Source organism: Thalassotalea agarivorans (assembly GCF_030295955.1).
GTDB classification, from domain to species: Bacteria; Pseudomonadota; Gammaproteobacteria; order Enterobacterales; family Alteromonadaceae; genus Thalassotalea_D; species Thalassotalea_D agarivorans.
The window spans coordinates 1-22,015 of record NZ_AP027363.1; the positions used below are offsets into that span (position 1 = coordinate 1).

20 protein-coding genes are annotated in these 22,015 nt (G+C 41.1%); 12 read left to right on the forward strand and 8 right to left on the reverse strand.

Annotated features, from left to right (window positions below; all coding sequences use genetic code 11):
- The first annotated feature begins 369 nt into the window (after positions 1 to 369).
- The 6 genes from dnaA (at position 370) to glyS (ending at position 9,512) form a co-directional block, all read left to right on the forward strand.
- Positions 370 to 1,665, forward strand: a complete 1,296-nt coding sequence (gene dnaA / locus QUD85_RS00005) for a chromosomal replication initiator protein DnaA (protein WP_407705102.1) — start codon at positions 370 to 372, stop codon at positions 1,663 to 1,665.
- Between the two features lie 25 nt (positions 1,666 to 1,690).
- On the forward strand, positions 1,691 to 2,794 hold the full coding sequence (dnaN, locus tag QUD85_RS00010; protein ID WP_093330765.1) for a DNA polymerase III subunit beta: 1,104 nt from the start codon (positions 1,691 to 1,693) through the stop codon (positions 2,792 to 2,794).
- A complete protein-coding gene (gene recF, locus QUD85_RS00015) occupies positions 2,794 to 3,882 on the forward strand; it encodes a DNA replication/repair protein RecF (RefSeq protein WP_093330767.1) in 1,089 nt (362 codons plus the stop codon). The genes dnaN and recF overlap by 1 nt, the downstream gene beginning before the upstream one ends.
- 10 nt (positions 3,883 to 3,892) lie before the next feature.
- Positions 3,893 to 6,328, forward strand: a complete 2,436-nt coding sequence (gene gyrB, locus QUD85_RS00020; protein ID WP_093330770.1) for a DNA topoisomerase (ATP-hydrolyzing) subunit B — start codon at positions 3,893 to 3,895, stop codon at positions 6,326 to 6,328.
- A gap of 200 nt (positions 6,329 to 6,528) precedes the next feature.
- Positions 6,529 to 7,443, forward strand: a complete 915-nt coding sequence (glyQ, locus tag QUD85_RS00025) for a glycine--tRNA ligase subunit alpha (RefSeq protein ID WP_093330773.1) — start codon at positions 6,529 to 6,531, stop codon at positions 7,441 to 7,443.
- A gap of 2 nt (positions 7,444 to 7,445) precedes the next feature.
- Positions 7,446 to 9,512, forward strand: a complete 2,067-nt coding sequence (gene glyS, locus QUD85_RS00030) for a glycine--tRNA ligase subunit beta (protein WP_093330776.1) — start codon at positions 7,446 to 7,448, stop codon at positions 9,510 to 9,512.
- 24 nt (positions 9,513 to 9,536) lie between these two features.
- On the opposite strand, the gene tusA is transcribed toward glyS, so the two are convergent.
- On the reverse strand, positions 9,537 to 9,776 hold the full coding sequence (tusA, locus tag QUD85_RS00035; RefSeq protein WP_093330779.1) for a sulfurtransferase TusA: 240 nt from the start codon (positions 9,774 to 9,776) through the stop codon (positions 9,537 to 9,539).
- An 81-nt stretch (positions 9,777 to 9,857) separates the two neighbouring features.
- Here tusA and pepQ point away from each other — a divergent pair, with 81 nt between their 5' ends.
- The 3 genes from pepQ to QUD85_RS00050 all read left to right on the forward strand — a co-directional run bounded on the left by pepQ (position 9,858) and on the right by QUD85_RS00050 (position 13,261).
- Complete coding sequence (gene pepQ / locus QUD85_RS00040) at positions 9,858 to 11,177, forward strand: Xaa-Pro dipeptidase (RefSeq protein WP_093330781.1); 1,320 nt, start codon at positions 9,858 to 9,860, stop codon at positions 11,175 to 11,177.
- Positions 11,178 to 11,188: 11 nt separating this feature from the next.
- Positions 11,189 to 11,800 carry a YigZ family protein gene (locus QUD85_RS00045; RefSeq protein ID WP_093330783.1) on the forward strand — a complete coding sequence of 204 codons (612 nt, stop codon included), beginning with the start codon at positions 11,189 to 11,191 and terminating at the stop codon, positions 11,798 to 11,800.
- 69 nt (positions 11,801 to 11,869) lie between these two features.
- On the forward strand, positions 11,870 to 13,261 hold the full coding sequence (locus QUD85_RS00050; RefSeq protein ID WP_407705082.1) for a TrkH family potassium uptake protein: 1,392 nt from the start codon (positions 11,870 to 11,872) through the stop codon (positions 13,259 to 13,261).
- Positions 13,262 to 13,323: 62 nt separating this feature from the next.
- Here QUD85_RS00050 and QUD85_RS00055 read toward each other — a convergent pair whose 3' ends face one another.
- The 7 genes from QUD85_RS00055 to def form a co-directional block, all read right to left on the reverse strand.
- On the reverse strand, positions 13,324 to 13,710 hold the full coding sequence (locus QUD85_RS00055) for a hypothetical protein (RefSeq protein WP_093330788.1): 387 nt from the start codon (positions 13,708 to 13,710) through the stop codon (positions 13,324 to 13,326).
- 73 nt (positions 13,711 to 13,783) lie between these two features.
- Positions 13,784 to 14,071 (reverse strand): hypothetical protein, encoded by a 288-nt coding sequence (locus QUD85_RS00060; RefSeq protein ID WP_143047959.1) that lies wholly within the window; start codon positions 14,069 to 14,071, stop codon positions 13,784 to 13,786.
- A 103-nt stretch (positions 14,072 to 14,174) separates the two neighbouring features.
- Positions 14,175 to 14,633, reverse strand: a complete 459-nt coding sequence (locus tag QUD85_RS00065; protein WP_093330794.1) for a hypothetical protein — start codon at positions 14,631 to 14,633, stop codon at positions 14,175 to 14,177.
- Between the two features lie 322 nt (positions 14,634 to 14,955).
- The gene (gene trkA / locus QUD85_RS00070) at positions 14,956 to 16,335 is read right to left on the reverse strand and encodes a Trk system potassium transporter TrkA (protein WP_093330796.1); all 1,380 of its coding nucleotides are present in this window, start codon (positions 16,333 to 16,335) and stop codon (positions 14,956 to 14,958) included.
- Positions 16,336 to 16,369: 34 nt separating this feature from the next.
- The gene (rsmB, locus tag QUD85_RS00075; RefSeq protein WP_093330800.1) at positions 16,370 to 17,656 is read right to left on the reverse strand and encodes a 16S rRNA (cytosine(967)-C(5))-methyltransferase RsmB; all 1,287 of its coding nucleotides are present in this window, start codon (positions 17,654 to 17,656) and stop codon (positions 16,370 to 16,372) included.
- A gap of 2 nt (positions 17,657 to 17,658) precedes the next feature.
- Positions 17,659 to 18,624, reverse strand: coding sequence for a methionyl-tRNA formyltransferase (gene fmt, locus QUD85_RS00080; RefSeq protein WP_093330805.1), 966 nt, complete (start codon positions 18,622 to 18,624; stop codon positions 17,659 to 17,661).
- A 22-nt stretch (positions 18,625 to 18,646) separates the two neighbouring features.
- On the reverse strand, positions 18,647 to 19,159 hold the full coding sequence (gene def / locus QUD85_RS00085; RefSeq protein WP_093330808.1) for a peptide deformylase: 513 nt from the start codon (positions 19,157 to 19,159) through the stop codon (positions 18,647 to 18,649).
- Between the two features lie 116 nt (positions 19,160 to 19,275).
- On the opposite strand from def, the gene QUD85_RS00090 reads away from it, so the two are divergent.
- The 3 genes from QUD85_RS00090 to QUD85_RS00100 are packed head-to-tail and all read left to right on the forward strand — an operon-like array spanning position 19,276 to position 21,978.
- Complete coding sequence (locus QUD85_RS00090; protein ID WP_093330813.1) at positions 19,276 to 20,361, forward strand: LysM peptidoglycan-binding domain-containing protein; 1,086 nt, start codon at positions 19,276 to 19,278, stop codon at positions 20,359 to 20,361.
- Between the two features lie 39 nt (positions 20,362 to 20,400).
- A complete protein-coding gene (gene dprA / locus QUD85_RS00095) occupies positions 20,401 to 21,501 on the forward strand; it encodes a DNA-processing protein DprA (protein WP_093330817.1) in 1,101 nt (366 codons plus the stop codon).
- A gap of 3 nt (positions 21,502 to 21,504) precedes the next feature.
- Positions 21,505 to 21,978, forward strand: coding sequence for a DUF494 family protein (locus QUD85_RS00100; protein ID WP_093330820.1), 474 nt, complete (start codon positions 21,505 to 21,507; stop codon positions 21,976 to 21,978).
- Positions 21,979 to 22,015: the final 37 nt, after the last annotated feature.

Consider the following 22,015-nt stretch of genomic DNA (forward strand, 5'->3'; position numbering starts at 1 on the left):
CACAGTTTTATAACATTTTAAGTCGCTTATACGTGTTTACTGTTGAATAAGTAACCATATTTATACACAGTTAAGTCGAGGTTGTAGGTAGTAAACACGACTATTTAACTTTAATTTTTATGGGTTTACGAGGTTTAGCGGAAATAAACGTATAAATTACTCTTTTCTATATTGCACTTGTGGATAAGTGGGTAGATAATAGCTTATTCACCAATTCTAATTATAAGAATTTACCAACATTGCCATATGTTAGGTAATTCCGCATAGCGCCATCAAGGAAGCATGGTTTTAGGAGTCATTTTGGATCAATTACTTTGGCAGAGATGTTTATCTGTACTTCAAGAAGAATTGCCCGCTCAGCAGTTTAGTATGTGGATCCGTCCACTCCAATGTGTATTAGACAATAATGTAATGACGCTTTACGCGCCAAATCGATTTGTACTCGATTGGGTTAAAGATAAGTATGTATCGCGCATCAATGAACTTGTTAAGTTACAAGATCCTGATGATCCGCCGCAGCTGCGTTTTGATGTTGGTAGCATAGGTAAAAAGGTAAATGGTAATGACGCTGATACATCTGCAGTTACGCCAATGCCAACGAGCAGTGCACCTGTCAATGTAGAACCTGAAATCAATCTGCCTAAAACCACTAATATTCGAGTTAAGTATACCTTCGATAATTTTGTTGAAGGTAAATCAAACCAGCTGGCTAGAGCGGCAGCGTCTCAAGTAGCAGACAATCCTGGTAGCGCTTATAACCCACTATTTATATATGGCGGCACGGGCCTAGGTAAAACTCACCTTTTGCATGCGGTGGGTAATGGCATTTTAATGAATAACCCAAATGCAAAAATCGCCTATATGCATTCTGAGCGTTTTGTTCAGGATATGGTTAAGGCGTTGCAAAACAATGCTATAGAAAAGTTTAAACAATATTATCGCAGTGTTGATGCATTACTTATAGATGACATTCAATTCTTCGCAAATAAAGAACGCACACAAGAAGAGTTCTTTCATACCTTTAATGCCTTATTAGAAGGTAACCAACAAATAATTTTAACCTCTGATAGATATCCAAAAGAAATTGAAGGGGTAGAAGATAGATTAAAATCTCGTTTCGGTTGGGGTTTAACCATAGCGATCGATCCGCCAGAGCTAGAAACACGTGTAGCCATTCTAAAAAGGAAGGCGCAAGAGAGCAGCATTAACCTAGCCGACGAAGTCGCCTTCTTTATTGCAAAGCGTTTAAGGTCCAATGTTCGTGAACTTGAAGGTGCGCTTAATCGTGTTATTGCAAATGCTAATTTTACCGGCCGTGCAATCACCATAGATTTTGTTAGAGAAGCGTTAAGAGATCTGTTGGCTTTACAAGATAAATTGGTGACCATAGATAACATCCAAAGAACCGTTGCCGAGTATTATAAAATCAAAGTCTCTGATATATTGTCTAAACGAAGAACGCGTTCAATTGCTAGACCTAGACAGATTGCAATGGCATTATCTAAAGAGCTAACAAACCATAGTCTTCCAGAGATTGGAGAGGCGTTTGGTGGTAGAGATCATACTACGGTTTTACACGCGACGAGAAAGGTCGAAGCGCTTCGTCAAGAAGTGCACGACATAAAAGAAGATTATTCAAATTTAATTCGCACGTTATCGTCTTAGAAAAATAAACAAACAGGTGCTTACGATGAAATTTTCGTTAAACAGGGAATCTTTATTAAAACCGCTTTTATTAGTATCAGGTGCAGTAGAACGAAAAAGCACATTACCCATTCTTGGTAATATACTAATGGATGTAAGTGGGCAATCACTTACTTTGACGGCCACTGATTTAGAGCTTGAGATGGTTTCTTACGCAGAAATCGATAATCAAGGTGAAGACGGCAAAGTAACCGTACCTGCTCGCAAGTTACTCGACATATGTAAGAGTCTTCCTGAAGATTCTGTTCTAACGTTTGAATCAGATCACGATGCAATAAAAATTAGTACCGGTAGAAGCCGCTACTCGTTATCAACGTTATCTGCTAATGATTTCCCTAACATTGAACAGTGGCAGGGCGATGTAGAGTTTAGTTTATCTAAAGCTGACTTACTGCGCTTAATAGAAAGCACGCACTTCTCAATGGCAAACCAAGATGTTCGTTACTACCTAAACGGTATGTCGATTGAAACTGAAGGCGATGAAATAAGAAGTGTTGCTACAGACGGTCATAGACTTGCGATTTGTAAGATTAAAGTAGACGGTTTGTCACTACCTGCTCGCCAAGTCATTGTGCCAAGAAAAGGCATTTTAGAAACTATTCGTTTGTTGGACCCAGTTGATGAAACGGTACAAGTTTATTTAGGTGCTAACCACGTAAGAATGGTAGATAAAGCATTTTCATTTACTAGTAAACTTGTGGATGGTCGTTTCCCTGATTATCGCAGAGTGCTGCCACAAAATGGCGATAAGGTACTTGAAACGAATAAAGACGAACTTAGACAAGTGCTTTCTCGCGCGTCTATTTTGTCTAATGAGAAATTCAAAGGTGTTCGTTTAAATTTCGCGGAAAGCGAACTTAAAATTACAGCGAATAATCCAGAGCAAGAACAAGCAGAAGAAGTGATTGAAATTAACTTCCCTTATGAAGCGGTAGAGATTGGTTTCAATGTAAGTTATGTACTTGATGTGCTTAATGCTGTTAAAGACAACGATGTTAAGTTTACCCTTTCTGATGGTAACAGCAGTGTTGTATTAGAAGGTAGTAATTCAAGCGAAGCGTTATACGTAGTAATGCCAATGCGATTGTAATGAGTGTTGTTAAATTTAATACGCAGCATTTTAGAAATTTAAAAGATACGTCAGTAGAGTTCGACCCACAGGTTAATGTTATTCTTGGAAATAACGGCAGTGGTAAAAGCAGTATATTAGAAGCGCTTTTTTTTGTTGGACATGGTAAGTCGTTCAGAACGACCAAGGTTAATAAATTAGCAGCGCTTGGTGAGCAGCAGTTTGTTGTTAGCTTGCTTGACGATAAAAGTAATCGCTTAGGTTTAAGTAGAGACATACAAAGCACTTCCACGTTAATAAAAATTAACGGTGAAAAGTCAAATAAGTTATCTCAACTGGCCAGCCATTTTGCTGTTCAGATTGTGACACCAGAAAGCTTCAAATTGTTTTTTGGTGGCCCAAAAGAGCGCAGAAAATTTGTCGACTTGGGAATGTTTCACGTGAAACATGAGTTTTTGCATTTATGGAAAGACTTTTCTCGAGTGCTTAAACAACGTAACGCTTGTTTAAAAATCAAAGACAAACGAACGTTACAATATTGGGATCAGCAGTTTGTTAGCTTGAGTAATGACATTACTCAGATACGTAAAAAGTATATTGAAGAGTTAACAAGCGAACTTGAAGAGTGGTTAGCCATATTACTGCCACAAGTTAAACAAGATTTAGAAATCGCTTATTTCTATGGATGGAATAAAGCAAAGGCATTAGAAGATCAACTAGCTGATGCTTTAGATAAAGAATTGATGCAAGGATATAGTCAATACGGTGCACATAAGTTTGATTTACGATTTACCTGTAAACAAACACCGGTAGATATATCTTTGTCTCGAGGACAACAAAAGTTGTTTTTACTCGCTCTGACTTTGGCACAAACATCGCTAATAGCCAAAGCACAACGAGTAAAACCAATTTTACTTATAGACGATTTTGGTGCTGAGCTTGATACAACATCAAGAACAGCGGTATCAAAAGCGCTTAGTAAGTTAGATAGTCAAATAATTATTACGGCTATCGAAGAAGGAATATTGAAAGAATTGTATGATTCTATCAAAGGAAATTTTAAAATGTTCCACGTGGAACATGGAACATTAACAGTAAAGAGTGAGTAGGCTATAAGCTATGACAGTTGAAAATGAATATGACTCGTCCAGTATCAAAGTCCTAAAAGGCTTAGATGCGGTAAGAAAAAGACCAGGTATGTATATTGGTGACACGGATGATGGCACTGGTTTACACCACATGGTTTTCGAGGTTTTGGATAACTCGATTGATGAGGCTTTAGCAGGGCATTGTAATGACATTGTAGTGACTATTCACTTAGATGGCTCTGTTTCTGTACGAGATGATGGTCGTGGTATCCCAACAGAAATTCACCCTGAAGAAGGTGTGTCGGCAGCTGAAGTTATCATGACGGTTCTACATGCTGGTGGTAAGTTCGGTGGAGAAGACTCTGGTTATAAAGTCTCTGGTGGTCTACATGGTGTTGGTGTTTCAGTAGTTAATGCGTTAAGTGACAAACTTACGTTAACGATTCGTCGTGGCGGTAAACTTCATGAACAAGAGTATCATTTAGGTGAGCCTAAAGCGCCTTTAGCTGAAGTTGGAACAAGTGACCACACTGGAACAGAAGTTCGTTTTTGGCCAAGCGCTGAAATCTTTTCTGATATTGAATTTCACTACGACATCTTAGTAAAACGTATTCGTGAATTATCTTTCCTAAACTCTGGTGTTTCAATTCGTCTAATCGATGAACGCGAAGAAGGTAAGGAAGAGCACTTCCATTATGAAGGTGGTATTCAAGCGTTCGTTGATTATTTAAATACCAACAAAACGCCAGTTAACGAAGAAATTTTTTATTTCGATTTGGCGCGTGAAGACGGCATTGTGGTAGAAGTTGCCATGCAATGGAATGATGGTTTCCAGGAAAATATTTTCTGTTTTACTAATAACATTCCTCAACGAGATGGTGGTACTCACTTAAGTGGTTTTAGAGCAGCTTTAACCAGAACGCTAAATAGCTATATGGTAAAAGAAGGACTTAATAAAACTAAGAAAGGTGAAACAAATACCTCAGGTGATGACGCACGAGAAGGTTTAACTGCTGTTATCTCTGTTAAAGTACCTGACCCTAAGTTCTCTTCTCAAACTAAAGATAAGTTAGTTTCTTCTGAAGTTAAAACTGCAGTAGAACAAGCGATGGGTGAAAAGCTAGGAGACTACCTACTAGAAAATCCTGGTACTGCTAAAACTATTGTCATGAAGATAATAGACGCTGCTAGAGCGCGTGAAGCAGCACGTAAGGCACGTGAAATGACACGTCGTAAAGGTGCGCTAGATATCGCAGGATTGCCAGGTAAACTTGCAGACTGCCAAGAAAAAGACCCCGCATTATCTGAACTATATATAGTGGAGGGTGACTCAGCGGGCGGTTCTGCTAAGCAGGGTCGTAACCGTAAGAACCAAGCTATTTTGCCACTTAAAGGTAAAATTCTTAACGTAGAGAAAGCTCGTTTCGATAAGATGATTTCTTCTGCTGAAGTAGGTACGTTGATTACTGCTTTAGGCACAGGCATTGGACGCGACGAATATGATCCAGAAAAACTGCGTTATCACAGCATTATTATAATGACCGATGCTGATGTCGATGGTTCTCACATTCGTACGCTATTGCTAACATTCTTCTATCGTCAAATGCCTGAGATTATGGAGAGAGGCCATGTGTTTATCGCTCAGCCACCTCTATATAAGGTTAAGAAAGGTAAGCAAGAACGTTATATTAAAGATGACGAAGCACTTACAGAGTATCTAACAACATTAGCGTTAGAAGGTGCTTCTATCCATGTAAACGAATCTGCGCCAGCTATTTCTGAGGTAGCATTGGAATCTTTAGTTAATCAGTACAGAGATACCATGCATACTATTTCAACGTTAGGCAGAATTATGCCAACTGAGATATTAGAAGAAATGGTTTATACGCAGCCTATCAACGCAGAAGACTTCAATGACAAAGCAAAAGTTGACGCTTGGTCTGCAGACTTATTGAAGTCTTTAGAAAACCTAGACGCCAACGGTTCTTTATATTCGTTAGAAGTAAAAGAAAATACTGAACGTGGTATTTTTGCACCAACATTTAATGTTCGCCAACACGGTATCGATAGACAATACGACATGAGTTTCGATTTAATTCAGTCTAAAGAGTTTGCTTCTATTATTAAGCTAAATAATGCAATTAACGGCTTAATGGAAGAGGGTGCATACGTTAAACGTGGTGAAAAGGTTAAGCCAGTAACATCGTTTGAAGAAGCGCTTAATTGGTTAATGGCTGAATCTCGTCGCGGTCAATACATCCAGCGTTATAAGGGACTTGGTGAAATGAACCCAGATCAACTTTGGGAAACAACCATGGACCCTGAAACACGCCGTATGCTTCGCGTTACGATAGAAGATGCGATAGCTGCCGACCAGTTGTTCAACACGCTTATGGGCGACCAAGTTGAACCAAGGCGAGACTTCATTGAAGACAACGCGTTGAAAGTATCTAACTTAGATATCTAGTATAAAAAATGCCCGGTCACCATATCGGGCATTTTTGTCTTTGCGACAACTTATCTTTCTTTTTTAATTCTTATTTAGTCATCGCTTTGAATAAGTTTCATTTTATCAACAATTGTTCGCTTATTAACCCTAGAGGAATGAGCGCGCAAAAGGTATAATGCCCGACTTTCGATGCTAAAAACCATTAACAGATCAGAGTCATGAGTAACTTTAATATAAAGACGTTTCAAGGCTTAATCCTGCAATTGCAAGATTTTTGGGCCAGACAAGGTTGTGTCATCATTCAGCCACTTGATTTAGAAGTAGGTGCCGGTACTTTCCATCCGATGACATTCTTACGTGCCGTAGGTCCAGAGCCTATGAGTAGCGCATACGTGCAACCGTGTCGTCGTCCTACAGATGGTCGTTACGGTGAAAACCCTAATCGTCTGCAGCACTACTATCAATTCCAAGTAATGCTTAAGCCGTCTCCTAAGAATATCCAGCAACTTTACTTAGACTCATTGCAAGAGCTTGGCATAGACACACTTGTCCATGACATTCGTTTTGTTGAAGATAACTGGGAATCGCCAACACTTGGTGCTTGGGGATTAGGCTGGGAAGTTTGGTTGAACGGCATGGAAATTACTCAGTTTACTTATTTCCAACAAGTTGGTGGCTTAGAGTGTGCACCGGTAACGGGTGAGATTACTTACGGTTTAGAGCGCCTAGCTATGTACATCCAAAATGTGGATAGCATTTATGATCTTGTTTGGACCGACGGTCCAATGGGTAAAGTATTGTATGGCGATGTATTCCATCAGAATGAAGTAGAGCAGTCTACTTACAACTTTGAATACGCAGACGTTGATGCACTGTTTGCGCAGTTTGATCAATGTGAAAAGGAAAGCCAATTACTCATTGAAAAAGGTTTACCGTTGCCAGCATATGAACAAGTAATGAAAGCATCTCATGCGTTTAACTTACTTGATGCTCGCCACGCTATATCTGTGACAGAAAGACAACGTTACATATTACGCGTACGCACCTTATCAAAAGCATGTGCTGAAGCTTACTATGCAGCACGTGAAGCATTAGATTTTCCATTGTGTAAGAATGTTGAGCAAGGTAGTTAATGATGAACAAAGACACATTACTTATCGAACTTGGTACTGAAGAGTTACCACCAAAATCTCTAAAAACATTAGCTACTAGCTTTTTTGAGGGTATTAAAGCTCAACTTGATGATGCTAAATTGTCTTATGACACTATTACGTGGTTTGCGACACCACGTCGTTTAGCAGTAAAAGTAACTTCTCTAGAAGCGGCGCAAGCAGACGCTGTTGTTGAAAAGCGCGGCCCATCAGTAAGTGTTGCTTTTGATGAAAACGGTGTTGCTAGTAAAGCCGCTGAAGGCTGGGCACGTTCTAATGGAATTACTGTAGAACAAGCTGGTCGAGTAAAAACAGATAAAGGCGAGTGGTTGCTTCATAAAGCTACTGTTACTGGTAAGCACGTTTCTGAATTGTTACCTGACATGGTAAATAAAACGCTTTCGAAACTACCTATTCCTAAGCCGATGCGTTGGGGTTCCGCGCGTACTCAATTTATTAGACCAGTACATACTTTAACCATGATGTTTGGTGATAGTGTAATTTCTGGTGAAGCGCTTGGTGTTAAATCAGACAATAAATTGCAAGGCCATCGTTTCCATAGCAACGGTTTGTTGACGCTAGACCACGCTGACAACTATGAATCATTGCTAGAACAGGCTTATGTTTTAGTCGACTATGATCAGCGTAAATCTATGATTGTAGAGCAAGCTAATGCAGCAGCAGACGCTTTAGATGGTGTCGCTTTGGTTGATGCTGACCTACTTGAAGAAGTAACGTCATTAGTTGAGTGGCCAGTTACACTTACAGGTAGCTTTGACGAGGCATTTCTTGAAGTACCGGCTGAACCTTTAATTTATTCAATGAAAGATCACCAGAAGTACTTTCCAGTAAATAGTAAGTCAGGCGAGCTTTTAAATAAATTTATCTTTGTTTCTAACATTGAAAGTAAAGACCCTCAAGAGGTTGTTAAAGGTAACGAAAAAGTTATTCGTCCACGTTTGGCGGATGCAGAATTCTTTTTTAAAACTGATAAAAAACAATCACTTGAATCAAGATTAGATAGCTTGTCCAATGTCTTGTTTCAAAAACAATTGGGCACACTAAAAGACAAATCAGATCGCATAAGTGCGTTAAGTGGTTTAATTGCATCTCAATTGAACGAAGATGAAGCAGCAGCTAAACGCGCTGGTTTATTAAGTAAAACAGACCTTATGTCTGAAATGGTACTCGAATTCCCTCAAGTGCAGGGCACAATGGGTAAGTACTATGCACAGCATGATGGAGAATCAGACGCAATTGCTCAGGCATTAGAAGATCAATATAGACCACGTTATGCTGGTGACGCATTACCTAAAGGCAACATTGGAAGTGCTGTAGCAATCGCAGATAAAATTGACTCTCTTGTTGGTATATTCGGTATTAATCAACCACCTAAAGGTGACAAAGACCCTTTTGCTTTGCGACGTGCAGCTATTGGCGTTATTCGTATTATTATTGAAAAAGACTTACCACTAGACATTGCGACACTTGTAGAGAAGAGCATAGCGCTATATGGAGACAAGCTTACAAACGCTAACACAGCTAGTGATGTAATCGACTTCGTAATGGGACGTTTCAAAGCGTTTTACCAAGAACAAGGCGTTGCAATCGACGTAATTTTAGCTGTACTAGCTAAAGCGCCAACAGCACCGTTAGACTTTGATAAGCGCATTAAAGCGGTAACTTATTTTAGAGGGTTAGAGCAGTCAGCGTCATTGGCAGCGGCAAATAAACGTGTTGGTAATATCCTAGCTAAATACGATGGCGCATTGTCAGATACATTTGACGCATCATTAGCGACTGAAGCGGCTGAAACAGAGCTAGCGACAACCTTTGCTAGTGTAGAGCAGGATATAACACCTAAATTGGCTGCAGCAGATTACCAGGGTACGTTATCTAGCTTAGCTAACTTAAGAGAGCCAGTTGATGCTTTCTTTGATAATGTTATGGTGATGGCAGATGATGAAGCGATTAAAAAGAACCGTTTAACCTTGTTAAATGCGATTAGAGAACGCTTCTTAGCAATAGCGGATATATCATTACTTCAATAAAATAAGGCGCTTCAAGCGCCTTATTTATTGTTCACCTTTTCGAATAACGTAATGAAAGGGTTTTTCATCGGTTTTTTGCGAAACAAGTTGATGGTCCATAAAACGACAAAAACTCGGGATATCTCGAGTCGTTGCCGGATCATCAGCAATAACCAATAACGTTTCACCGATATCCATCTTTCTGACTTTTTGTCTGATCATCATGACTGGCTCTGGGCATCTTAGGCCGAGCGTATCAAGTACATAGTCTGTGGTTTCTGACATATTGTCGCTTAATTAGCTAAAATTAGGCATATTGTAGAGCAACGTATAAAAAGTGCAATTTGCACATCGCAGGATTTTATTATGACAACCTTAGCTTCGCTATATCCAGCTCATCTAGAAACATTGATGAAGCGTGCCAAAGATGCACTTTCCCTACATAAACTGGATAGCTATGTAATTCATTCTGGGCAGGATCTGGGTGTGTTCTTAGATGACATGCATTATCCTTTTAAAGCGAACCCACACTTCAAACATTGGGTACCTGTAACAGATGTTACCAATAGCTATATTATTGTCGACGGTAGTAGCAAACCTACTTTAGTGTATTATCAACCGGTTGATTTCTGGCATAAAGTGTATGAATTACAAGACGATTACTGGACGTCTTTTTTTGACATTAAGCTAATAGCAAAAAAAGAAGATATAGCGCAGTACTTACCTACTAGTTTAAACAATGTTGCCTATGTAGGTGCACATCAAGACTATGCAGCATCTTTAGGCTTTTCTCAGATTAATCCAACGTCTTTTTTACATTACTTGCATTACTACAGAGCGTACAAAACGCCTTATGAGCAAGAATGTATGCGCCTTTCTAATGCTAAAGCGGTAATAGGGCATCAAGCGGCCAAAAATACATTTCTAGCAAGTGGTTCAGAATTTGATATTCAACAAGCTTATCTCGCCGCTACAGGGCATACTGCGAATGAAACACCTTATGGCAATATCGTAGCCCTTAATGAAAATGCTTCGATACTTCATTACACCGCTTTAGAAAAAGAAACACCATTCGAACATCGCTCATTTTTAATTGATGCGGGTGCAAATTTCCATGGCTATGCCTCAGACATTACCCGCACCTATGCATTTGAAAACAATGAGTTTGCCGCGTTAATCGCTAGAATGGATAATTTAATGTTAGCGGCTGTCGAGAAACTACAAGCCGATACTAGCTATGTGGACCTTCACATTCAAACGCATTTTGAAGTCGCAAAAGTATTGTCAGAGTTTAACTTTATTACCGTAGCGCCAGAATCTGCCGTTGAAAGTGGCGTTGTTTCGGCGTTCTTTCCGCATGGTTTAGGCCATCATTTAGGCTTGCAAACACATGACGTTGGCGGCTTTATGGCAGATGATACAGGTACCCATGTTGCAAGTCCGACCGAACATCCGTTCTTACGTACAAGTCGACCTGTTGAAGCTGGTATGGTGTTTACTATAGAGCCAGGTTTGTACTTCATTGATTCACTATTGCAGCAAGCCAAAAACGATGGCTTTGGTGATCAAATTAACTGGACAAATGTCGACTTATTTAAACCGTTTGGTGGTATTCGTATCGAAGACAATATTATTGTTCACCCGCAGGGGAATGAAAATATGACCCGAGATCACGGCTTAGACTAATACACATTTTAATGTCGGCTTATTCTGTACCTGCAACGGCTTTAATTGACGAAACCATCGTTAATAAGAGCCGTTTTATTTGTTATATTGAACATGTCACGTCGCCTAATGAGGCAAAGACGTTTATAGAGTCTATTCAACAAGCTCACCCAACAGCTTCTCACCATTGCTACGCTTTTGTCGCTGGCGCACCCAATAATACCCAAGTTTATGGCTTTTCCGATGATGGTGAACCTAGCGGTACTGCGGGAAAGCCGATGTTTGCTGTGGTTCAAGGCAGTGGCTTAGGCGAGTTGTGCGCCGTTGTTGTAAGGTATTTTGGAGGTGTTAAATTGGGTACTGGCGGATTACAACGTGCCTATGGCGGCAGCGTTAAAGAAGCCTTAGCCAAGTTGCCAACAAAAGTAAAAATTCCTATGGTGCATAGGAGCTTAGCGTGTCAATATACACAAATAAATGATATTCAACGCATTGTTGAATCGTTAGACGGTGCTATTATTAGTCAAACCTTTGCTGAGTCGATTGATTTGGTGGTTGAAATACCGTTAGCTAATGAAACAGCATTTTGTGAAAAAATAACAAATGTATCTGCTGGGCAAATACAACTAAAAGAAACTAGATAAAAAGACACTGTGCAATATAGAAATATAGTAAGGATATTAGGGCTGTTAGTTGCGCTACTGAGCGTTACTATGTTGCCGCCTGCTTTCGTTTCGCTCATTTATCGAGATGGCGGCGGTGTGCCTTTCTTGATGGCATTTGTGTTTTGTATCGTCACCGGTTTGTTAACCTGGTACCCCAATAGAGATCAAAAAAGTGAATTGAGGGCTCGAGAGGGTTTTCTGATCGTAGTCTTGTTTTGGGTGGTTTTAGCAAGCTTTTCAGCAATACCGCTTATTTTAACCAGTGAACCTAATTTAACCATTACCGACGCCTTCTTTGAGTCATTTTCTGGTTTAACTACCACGGGTGCAACCATACTCACCCACATAGATGGCTTACCACATGCAGTATTGTATTACCGACAGCAACTGCAATGGCTTGGTGGTATGGGTATTATCGTTTTAGCGGTAGCCGTATTACCTATGTTAGGTATCGGTGGTATGCAGTTATACAGAGCCGAAACTCCGGGGCCGGTAAAAGACTCTAAGATGACCCCCAGGATTGCCGATACGGCAAAGCATCTTTGGTATATTTATTTAACCTTAACCATATCTTGTGCATTAGCGTTCTGGCTTGCGGGTATGTCAGCTTTTGACGCGATATGTCACGCCTTTTCAACGATTGCAATTGGCGGTTTTTCAACACATGACGCATCGATAGGGTACTTTAATAGCCCAGTTATAAATCTTATTTGTGTGGTATTTCTTATAATTGCCGGTATTAACTTTGCTTTGCATTATGCTGCTGTAACCAATCGCTCGATTAGAACCTATTTTTACGATCCAGAGTTTAAAGTATTCATCGGTATCCAGTTTGCTATTACTTTAATTTGTTTCTTAGTGCTGGTTACTCATGGTACCTACGACAGCGCCAACCAAGCGCTAGATCAGGCGCTGTTTCAATCCGTTTCTATTAGTACTACCGCAGGCTTTGCCACCGACAATTTCGCCGCTTGGCCAACCTTACTACCTTTATTACTTATCTTCTCTAGCTTTATTGGTGGCTGCGCCGGCAGTACCGGTGGTGGTATGAAAGTAGTACGAGTACTACTTCTTTACTTGCAGGGCATTCGTGAACTTAAAAAACTTGTGCACCCTAAAGCAGTGTTCTCTATCAAGCTTGGCGCAAAAGCGCTGCCTAATCGCGTAGTAGAAGCGATATGGGGCTTTTTCTCGGCTTATGCTGCTGTCTTTATTATTTGCATGCTTATTCTAATGGCAACCGGCTTAGACGAGCTTACAGCGTTTACCGCAGTAGTGGCTTGTTTAAATAACTTAGGCCCTGGCTTGGGCGAGGTGGCAGCTAACTTCTCGTCAATCAACGACACTAGTAAGTGGACACTGATTATCGCTATGTTGTTTGGCCGACTGGAAATCTTTACCTTACTGGTTCTGTTTACGCCAGCATTTTGGCGCGATTAAATCCCTCAAAGCATAAGGGCTACTATTAGCACCATTCTTTAAGTCGCTTATTATATTTGATTTTATTGATGCAGGTATTTACCGTTTTCATCGATAAACACAGTACCCCGAACAGTATATACTTGACCTTTTAACCAAGCCTTTGTTGTAAATTCAATCAAATCACCGTCTTTACTAGAACGTAACCATTTAGATGGAAAAGTGACGACGTTGTCATAGTCTTCTTTTGGCGCAATACCCAATTTGCCGATATTTTTGTTCTCAATAGCGCTAACATCGGTGGAAATACCTTCGACTACCACCGTACAGATAGTTTTATTACTTTTATGGCAATAGGCTCTGGCTTGATTGTCTGGGCGCAAAAGTACTTCATTTGCATTTACAGTAAATACAAATAGATAGGACAAAACCAAAACAAACAACTTATTCATCGTTTGATTAGCATTCATGTTTTTTACATCCTGTCGCTTTGTTGCATTGCTATGTGTTTGGCGCAGTTTTTAATACTTTTTTAAACGAAACTTATTTTTTACTTGGCTTCGGAGAAATATAACCTACTACCAACACACAAAGCACACTCAGTACCCAGTAAAATTTTAAATTACCGTCCCAACGGCTAACTAATCGAGTAGATTCTTGTGATCTTACACAATCAGAAAGCAGCTCTTGCTCACAGGATTTCAATGTAGCCATCAAATCGCTAGCTAAGTCTATTTGCCCTACAACTAAGAAAGCCAAATATGTACTTACGCCGACTGCTACTGCTCCAAAAAACCGTCCTTTCAATGTCATTTTTATTGCTAATTCCATCTAGTCATACAAAGCCCGCATGAGGGGCTGATAATAGCTTGCTAATAAGTTCAGCGAAGCGGAACCGAACAATCTTTAGCAGTCCCGCCACTTTATTGGCTTGTTAGCTTTCTTTGATACCTAATTTGCCAATTTCTATTTTTGATCTCTCTTCAAAGTAATCATCAAGCTCAAGCTTTAGGTTTATCGAGTGAACTTCCCATTTATCCTTAGCTTTGTAAAATTCGAGACTTATTAATGCTGGTTGGCGTTTATACTTCAAAACATACCAACGTGTAATAAATGTTCCTTCGATACCTTGTTGATGAATTAATTCTACAGAATAGAATTCACCTAAAACATTTAAATAACCATAAAACTGGCTATCTGTTTGAACTAAATCGGCTTTACTTATGTAATCGCTAATAGAGCTATTGGCTAACGCTTTACTACCAACATTGCTTATATCTCCTTTTTTAAACAACTCTAAAATAGGCTTAGCTAGTAAATCAATTTCCTTACTGTCATCAGCTTTTGCGACTACAGATGCAAATAAAAGAATAGTTATTATTAGATGTTTCAATTTTCTCTCCTTGAAAGCTAATAACTTATTTTTGCGACCTTACAAGGTAAATGCCCCCCCAAGTAAAGACACACCAATAAAGCGTAAAAAATAAAGTAAATCATACACTAATAGAAACAAAGATGGTTCTCAACAGTATGCTAAAACTTTTGTAGATGGAAACTGAAGAAATAACAGATAGGCTGTAACAATTACCTAACCAAAATAAGAAAAATATACTCTACTTCACATATAAAACGAACGTTCGTTCTTTTAATGGCGCCCGCATTTAAGCTTGCTTATCGCCGGCAATAGGTGTGCGATTAGCCAAATATCAGTATGCCTAAAAGTAACTTATTGCACTTACCTGGAACAGCTTCTCTACGTCTGAAATGTACTTCTTGTTGACCAAGAATAGGATGACATGATCTTCTTCATGAATAAGGGTGTTTGAATGGGCTATGACCACTTCGTCGCCACGCACGATGGCACCAATGGTTGTGCCTGGAGGTAATTTCAAAGACTTAACCGTTCTACCCACTACCTTTGAGGACTTTTCATCGCCTTTTGCAACGATTTCTATTGCCTCTGCGGCACCACCACGCAAACTATAGACGTTATCAATCGCACCTTTACGTACGTGGGTAAGGAGTGCTGAAATTGTCGCATGTTGCGGCGAAATGGCAATATCGATATTACTGCCATGAACTAGATCGATGTAGGCATTACGTTGAATAAGCACCATGGTTTTGCGCACACCGAGTTGCTTAGCAAGCAAGGATGACATGATATTAGCTTCATCGTCGTTGGTGACCGCAATAAAAACGTCAAATTGGTCTATGTGTTCTTCTTGTAATAGTTCGTGATCTGATGAATCACCAGAGAATACAATAGTGCTTTCAAGCTCGTTCGCTAATTTTTTAGCACGCTCAGGATTACGCTCTATTAGCTTAACCTGATGGTTCTTCTCTAAAATTCTGGCAAGGCCTGCGCCAATGTTACCGCCACCTGCAATCATGATACGGCTATATGCAGGCTCTAATTTTTGTAGTTCGTTCATTACAGCGCGTATATGCTTACTTGCGGCAATGAAAAATACTTCGTCATCGGCTTCGATAACGGTTGTTCCTAAAGGCCTAATTGGTTTACCGTTACGGTAAATCGCGGCAACGCGGGTATCGACATTAGGAATATGTTCTTTAAGCGCAGATAGGGCATGGCCAACGAGTAATCCGCCATAGTAGGCTTTAACCGCCACGAGAGAGACTTTACCGCCGGCAAAGTCGAGTACTTGTAATGCACCAGGGTAGCTGATTAAGCGGGCAATATCAGATGTGACAAGTTGTTCAGGTGCAATAACGTGATCTACTGGCAGATGTTTATTGTGAAATAACTCGTCGCGCTTTACTAAAACTTGTTCGCTACGTATACGCGCTATCTTAGTAGTGGTTAAGAACAGGGAATAACAAACTTGGCAGGCAACCATATTGGTAGCGTCGTCACTGGTGACCGCAATGATCATGTCGGCGTCTTCAGCACCGGCTTTTTCTAATACATCTGGGTGGAAACCTTGTCCTGTAACCACCTGTAAATCCATTTTGTCTTGAAGCTCGCGCAAACGATCGCCATCAATGTCGATTAACGTAATTTCATTACGCTCACCAACAAGGTTTTCTGCGAGTGTGCCACCAACTTGTCCGGCACCGATAATTATTATTTTCATGATCAGAAACCAAGTATAAGAACAATGCTTATCTTTATGATTTCATTATCTTAGCGTAATAAAATCCATCCATCGAGTGTTCATTCGGTAATATTTGCCAACCGATGTCGTCTTGACTCTGCTCGATAGGTACTAATGTTGCGTCAGATTGTCGTTTTAAAAAGGCATCGACTTGATCTTTGTTTTCTTGAGGCAGAATACTACAAGTCGCGTAAAGTAGGGTGCCGCCAGGCTTAAGCAATTGCCAACTAGCGTCCAATATTTGCTGTTGTAGCTCTACTAGTACGTCGATATCACTGGCTTTACGCAGCCATTTTATATCAGGGTGGCGACGGATAACGCCGGTAGCAGAGCAGGGCGCGTCCAGCAAAATGCGATCAAATTGCTTGCCGTCCCACCAGGTTTTGGGTTGACTGGCATCGGCTTCTATAAGTTCAGCGTTTAGCGATATGCGCTCTAAGTTTTCTTGTACACGAGCCAAACGATTACCGTCGATATCAATTGCCACCATTTCAGCGATATCAGGGGTTAGCTCAAGCATGTGGCAGGTTTTACCGCCAGGAGCTGCGCATATATCAAGAATGCGTTCATTTGCTTGGCAATTAATTAGTGTTGCCGCTTGTTGCGCCGCGCCATCTTGCACGGAAACAGCGCCTTGTTCAAAACCAGGTAATACGCTAACGTCTGTCGGTTTTTCTAATAAAATGGCGTCACTGTTAGAGTCTATACGCACGACACTAATGTTCGCTTGCCCTAGCAAGGATACATACTCTTGTGCGCTATTGGTGCGCGCATTTGCACGCAACCACATTGGCGGCTTGTGTTGATTATTCTCTAGAATGTTTTGCCATTGCTGTGGATACGCGTTTTTGATTTGCTTAATAAACCAAGACGGATGGTTAAATTTAACCGGATCGCTTGCGTTTTCATCAATGGATGGTTGGTTGCGCTGAAGATTACGCAAAACGCCATTAACCATGCCGCGCAGAAAATCTGTTTTTAGCGCTTTTGTAGCATTAACGGTTTCATTAATAGCAGCGTGATCGGGTATGCGCATATATTTTAGTTGGTAAGCGCCAACTAGCATGAGAAAGTGCGTACTTCTTGTTTTCCCTTTGAGCGGTTTGGTCACTAAATCTTTTAATGACGCTTCTAGTTCGGGTAATACGCGCAATACGCCATAACAAATTTCTTGTAGCAGCGCTTTATCTTTAGCTTCGGCCTTTTGCTGAAGCTCGGGCAATACGTCCGATAAACTTCGGCCTTTATCAACTACCTGAAACAACGCTTTTGCTGCTAGTGCACGAATATTTGCCGCCATAGTTAACCTTGCGTAATGTCTTGCCCAACCTGAAACCAATCCGCTCTGCCATTGATGATGTCAGCCGCAGATAAGGGTTTTTTACCAGGCAATTGTAGTTGCTCTAAACGAAGTACTCCTTCGCTAGTGGCAACGTCGATACCTGCTTTTGTTACAGATACTATTGTTCCCGCAGCAGCCGTGGCTGTTTGCGCAATGGCTTGTGCTTTCCACACTCTGATTTTATGGGCTTTATCGCCAACTAGCTTATTAAACTGGCAGATTGGCCAAGGCTGAAGCGCGCGAATCTTTCTATCTAATACGTCCGCCGGTTGGTCAAAATTAAGCTCGGCTTCTTCTTTAGTCAGCTTGTGCGCATAATTTGCCAGCGCATTATCTTGTGGGATGCGAGGGTAGTCGCCACTTGCCATTTTATCTAGCGCTTCAACTAGTGCTTTAGGACCAAGCTCAGCAAGCTTTTGATAAAGGTCGTTACTCGTGTCTTGCAAAGTAATAGGGCAGGTAGCGGTTAAAATCATATCGCCAGTATCAAGGCCTTCGTCCATTTGCATAATGGTGACGCCGGTTTCGCTATCGCCAGCTTCTAACGAACGTTGAATCGGCGCAGCACCTCGCCATTTTGGCAAAATAGAGCCATGGACATTAACACACCCAAGTTTAGGTGTTTCTAATACGGATTTAGGCAAAAGCAAACCATAGGCAACCACCACCATAACATCAGCATTATATGAGGCTAGGTGAGCAACATCTTCCGCTGCTTTGAAGTTAGCAGGTTGTTCTACCGTTAAATCGTGGCTTAACGCTAGCTGCTTTGTTGCGCACGCGGTTAACTTTTTACCGCGTCCGGCAGGTTTGTCTGGCGGACAATAAACGGCAACAACGTCGTGATGAGAATCAATCAGCGCAGCAAGATGCTGCGCCGCAAAGTCAGGTGTTCCTGCGAACACAATACGTAATGGTTTGGTCACATTGAACCCTTTAGATTGTCGATTAGGCGCGTTGGGCTAAACGAGCTTCTTTGTCTAGCTTAGTTTGTATGCGCTTGCGCTTTAAAGGAGATAGATAGTCTACAAATAGAACTCCTGCAAGGTGGTCAAGTTCATGTTGAATACAAATACTCAACAGTTCATCGCCATCTAAGGTGAATTCTTTGCCATCTTTGTCTAGCGCTTTAACGGTAACACGTTCGTGACGAGTAACCTTTGCATAGCAGCCAGGAACAGACAAACAACCTTCTTCGTTAATGAAGGTTTCTTCGCTTTTCTTGATAATTTCAGGATTAATGAATACTTTTGGATCGTTTCCTTCTTCAGAAACATCCATTACAACGATGCGCTTATGGACGTCAACCTGCGTGGCAGCAAGCCCTACACCCTTTTCTGCATACATAGTTTCCAACATGTCTTCAACAATTCTACGAATTTTATCGTCAATTTGCTCGACATTTGTTGCTTTTGTTCTTAATCTTTCATCAGGAAAGCGTAAAACTGGTAATATAGCCATAATTTACTAAAACAAGTCGCTTAAAAATAAATACAGTGTTATGTTTCAATTTTAGCGATTTAATGACAACAATCATAGTTATTTAGGAAAAATGCAGTAACAATAGGCAGGGTTGCATGTTAAAAAAAATAATATTAACAATAATAAGCCTTTGTTTGCCGCTGATGTCAGTGGCTGATGAATTAGCGGTAAATCAAGATGCTCCAAAAACTTACATAGTTAAAAAGGGCGACACTCTTTGGGATATTTCAGGGGTATTCCTTAAGGAACCATGGCTTTGGCCTAAGCTGTGGCGAATCAATCCTGAAGTCAATAATCCACACCTTATTTTCCCAGGCGACGTACTACGACTCGTTTATGACGAGAACGGCGAGCCTATGTTGGTTAAAGAAAAGCCACAATTAAAGTGGTCTCCAGAGTCTCGAAAGGTTGGCAAAGATGAAGGTGCTGTAGGCACTGTACCATTAAGTGAGATCGCACCGTTTTTAAAATACGACAGCGTATTTACAGAGCAGCAGCTAGAAGATCTTCCGTACATCATTGGTAGCGACGAAGGTTACAAACGTAGCATCGATGGCTTCAATGTTTATGTTAACGATGACTTAGTGGTAGGCAAAAGCTACGCGTTCTATCGTAAAGGTGACGAACTATTCGATTTAGAAACAGGCGAATCACTTGGTTACTACGCGGTATTAGTAGGTACAGGTAAAGCACTTGCAACCGGCAATATGGCAGAGAAGAAGCCATCTACTGTTTATGTAGATCAAGCAAACCGTGAAATTAGACAAGGCACTTATGTTCTGCCAGTAAACAGTGTTGAGCCTATCGACTCATACATTGAGATGAAAGCAGCAACAGAAGATCAGCGTGGCGTTATTATTAAGTCGATTAGCGATATTCGTGAATTTGGTCGATTTGACGTTGTTATGATCAACCGCGGTAGCGAAGCCCAAATTGAAGTGGGTCAGGTTATGGCAGTTAAACGTACCAGCCCAGCTGTAGTTGAAACCTCAGGCGGCCCTGTTTATCGTGAAGATGCATCTGCATGGGAGCGCATGGGAGAAGACAGCGGCGAATATGTGATGCCAGAAGAAGATGTTGGCAACTTGATGGTTTTCAAAGTGTATCCTAAAGTGAGTATGGCGATCATCGTTCACTCAAGCAAGCCACTGCGCTTAAAGGATATTGTAACAGCCCCATAACGTATTAGCTTGCAGGCATAGAATCTTAAGGAGAAGAGCATGCCTGATAAATCAACGCTTAAGTGGATAGCTATCAGCAGGATGCCGAAGCTGTCCACTCATATTAATTCCCTTCAAAAAAAGCACCAGTTCGGTGTTATTGCTAATCAAAATCATCAATCTTTTTTGGCGCGTGCGGCGCTCGTTCAGCCGACCCAAACCTGTTTAGCGCAAGCACAACATATAGCCGAGCAGTGCGCTGCATTGGACATAGCCGTGCTAACACCAGACGATGCTGCTTATCCGCCTTTATTAACGACTATTTTTGATCCCCCATTAGTGCTTTATGTGCGGGGCAATAAGCAGTTATTAACAGCGCCACAACTTGCCATAATCGGCAGTCGCAATGCTAGCCCCTTCGGTCGTCAATTTGCTAAAGACATTGCCACTGCGCTATCAATGTGTGACGTTACTATTACTAGCGGCTTGGCTATCGGCATTGACGGGTTTGCACATAGTGGCAGCGTGGCAAGTAATCAGCCGACGATAGCAGTAGTAGCAAATGGCTTGGATACTGTTTATCCCAAAAGGCACCGCCAACTTGCAAAAGCGATATTGGCAGGAGGAGGCGCTATAGTGTCGGAGCAACCGCCAGGTACTCCCGCTTTGCCAGCTTACTTCCCTCAGCGCAATAGAATTATCAGCGGCCTGTCTTTAGGTACCTTGGTGGTTGAAGGAAAGATAAAGAGTGGATCGCTTATCACCGCTCGTTTGGCATTGGAGCAGAGCAGGGAGGTTTTTGCGGTACCAGGCTCGCCTCTGAACCCAAATGCAGAGGGTTGCAATGCACTAATAAGGGATGGTGCCCATGTTGTGCAATCGGCAAAAGATATTACCCATGTTTTGTCAAAGTTAGCCCCAATAAAGGCTTACGAGCCAGCAGTAGAATTACCCTTAAAAAAAATTGAAAAAAAGCGCAGGAAAAGCTTGTCTAGCGATCCATTGTTAGATACTGTGGACTATGAAGTCACCCCCGTGGACGAGGTGATTTCCCGATGTAAACTCCCAACAGAGGAGATACTTTATCGGCTTACAATGCTTGAGCTGCGCGGACTGGTAGCTACGGTACCAGGTGGCTTTATTAGGGTCAAAAGGGGATAAGCTATGTTCGACATTCTAATGTACCTTTTCGAGAACTACATCTATTCAGAATCTGAAGTATTAGTTGATCAAGAAGTATTAACTGACGAGCTCACTCGAGCTGGATTTCATCAAGACGATATCTACAAAGCGCTAAAGTGGATAGAGAAGCTTGCTGCACTTCAAGATACCAATGCCTACCCATACATGACTCGGGTAGGGAAGCCGTCAAATCGCATCTATACGGATGAAGAAAAACAACTGATGGATGTGCAATGCCGTGGCTTTTTAATGTTTTTAGAACAAATTAATGTCCTTGATTTCAGCACACGTGAAATGGTGATTGATCGTGTTATGGAACTAGATACCCCATTTGTCACCATGGAAGATCTTAAGTGGGTAGTGCTGATGGTATTGTTTAATGTACCTGGTAAAGAAAAAGCCTATTCTCAGATGGAAGATCTCGTTTTTGACGAATGTGATGGCCCACTGCATTAATATTCACCAAAATCTATGCGATAATAAAAGCACCTTC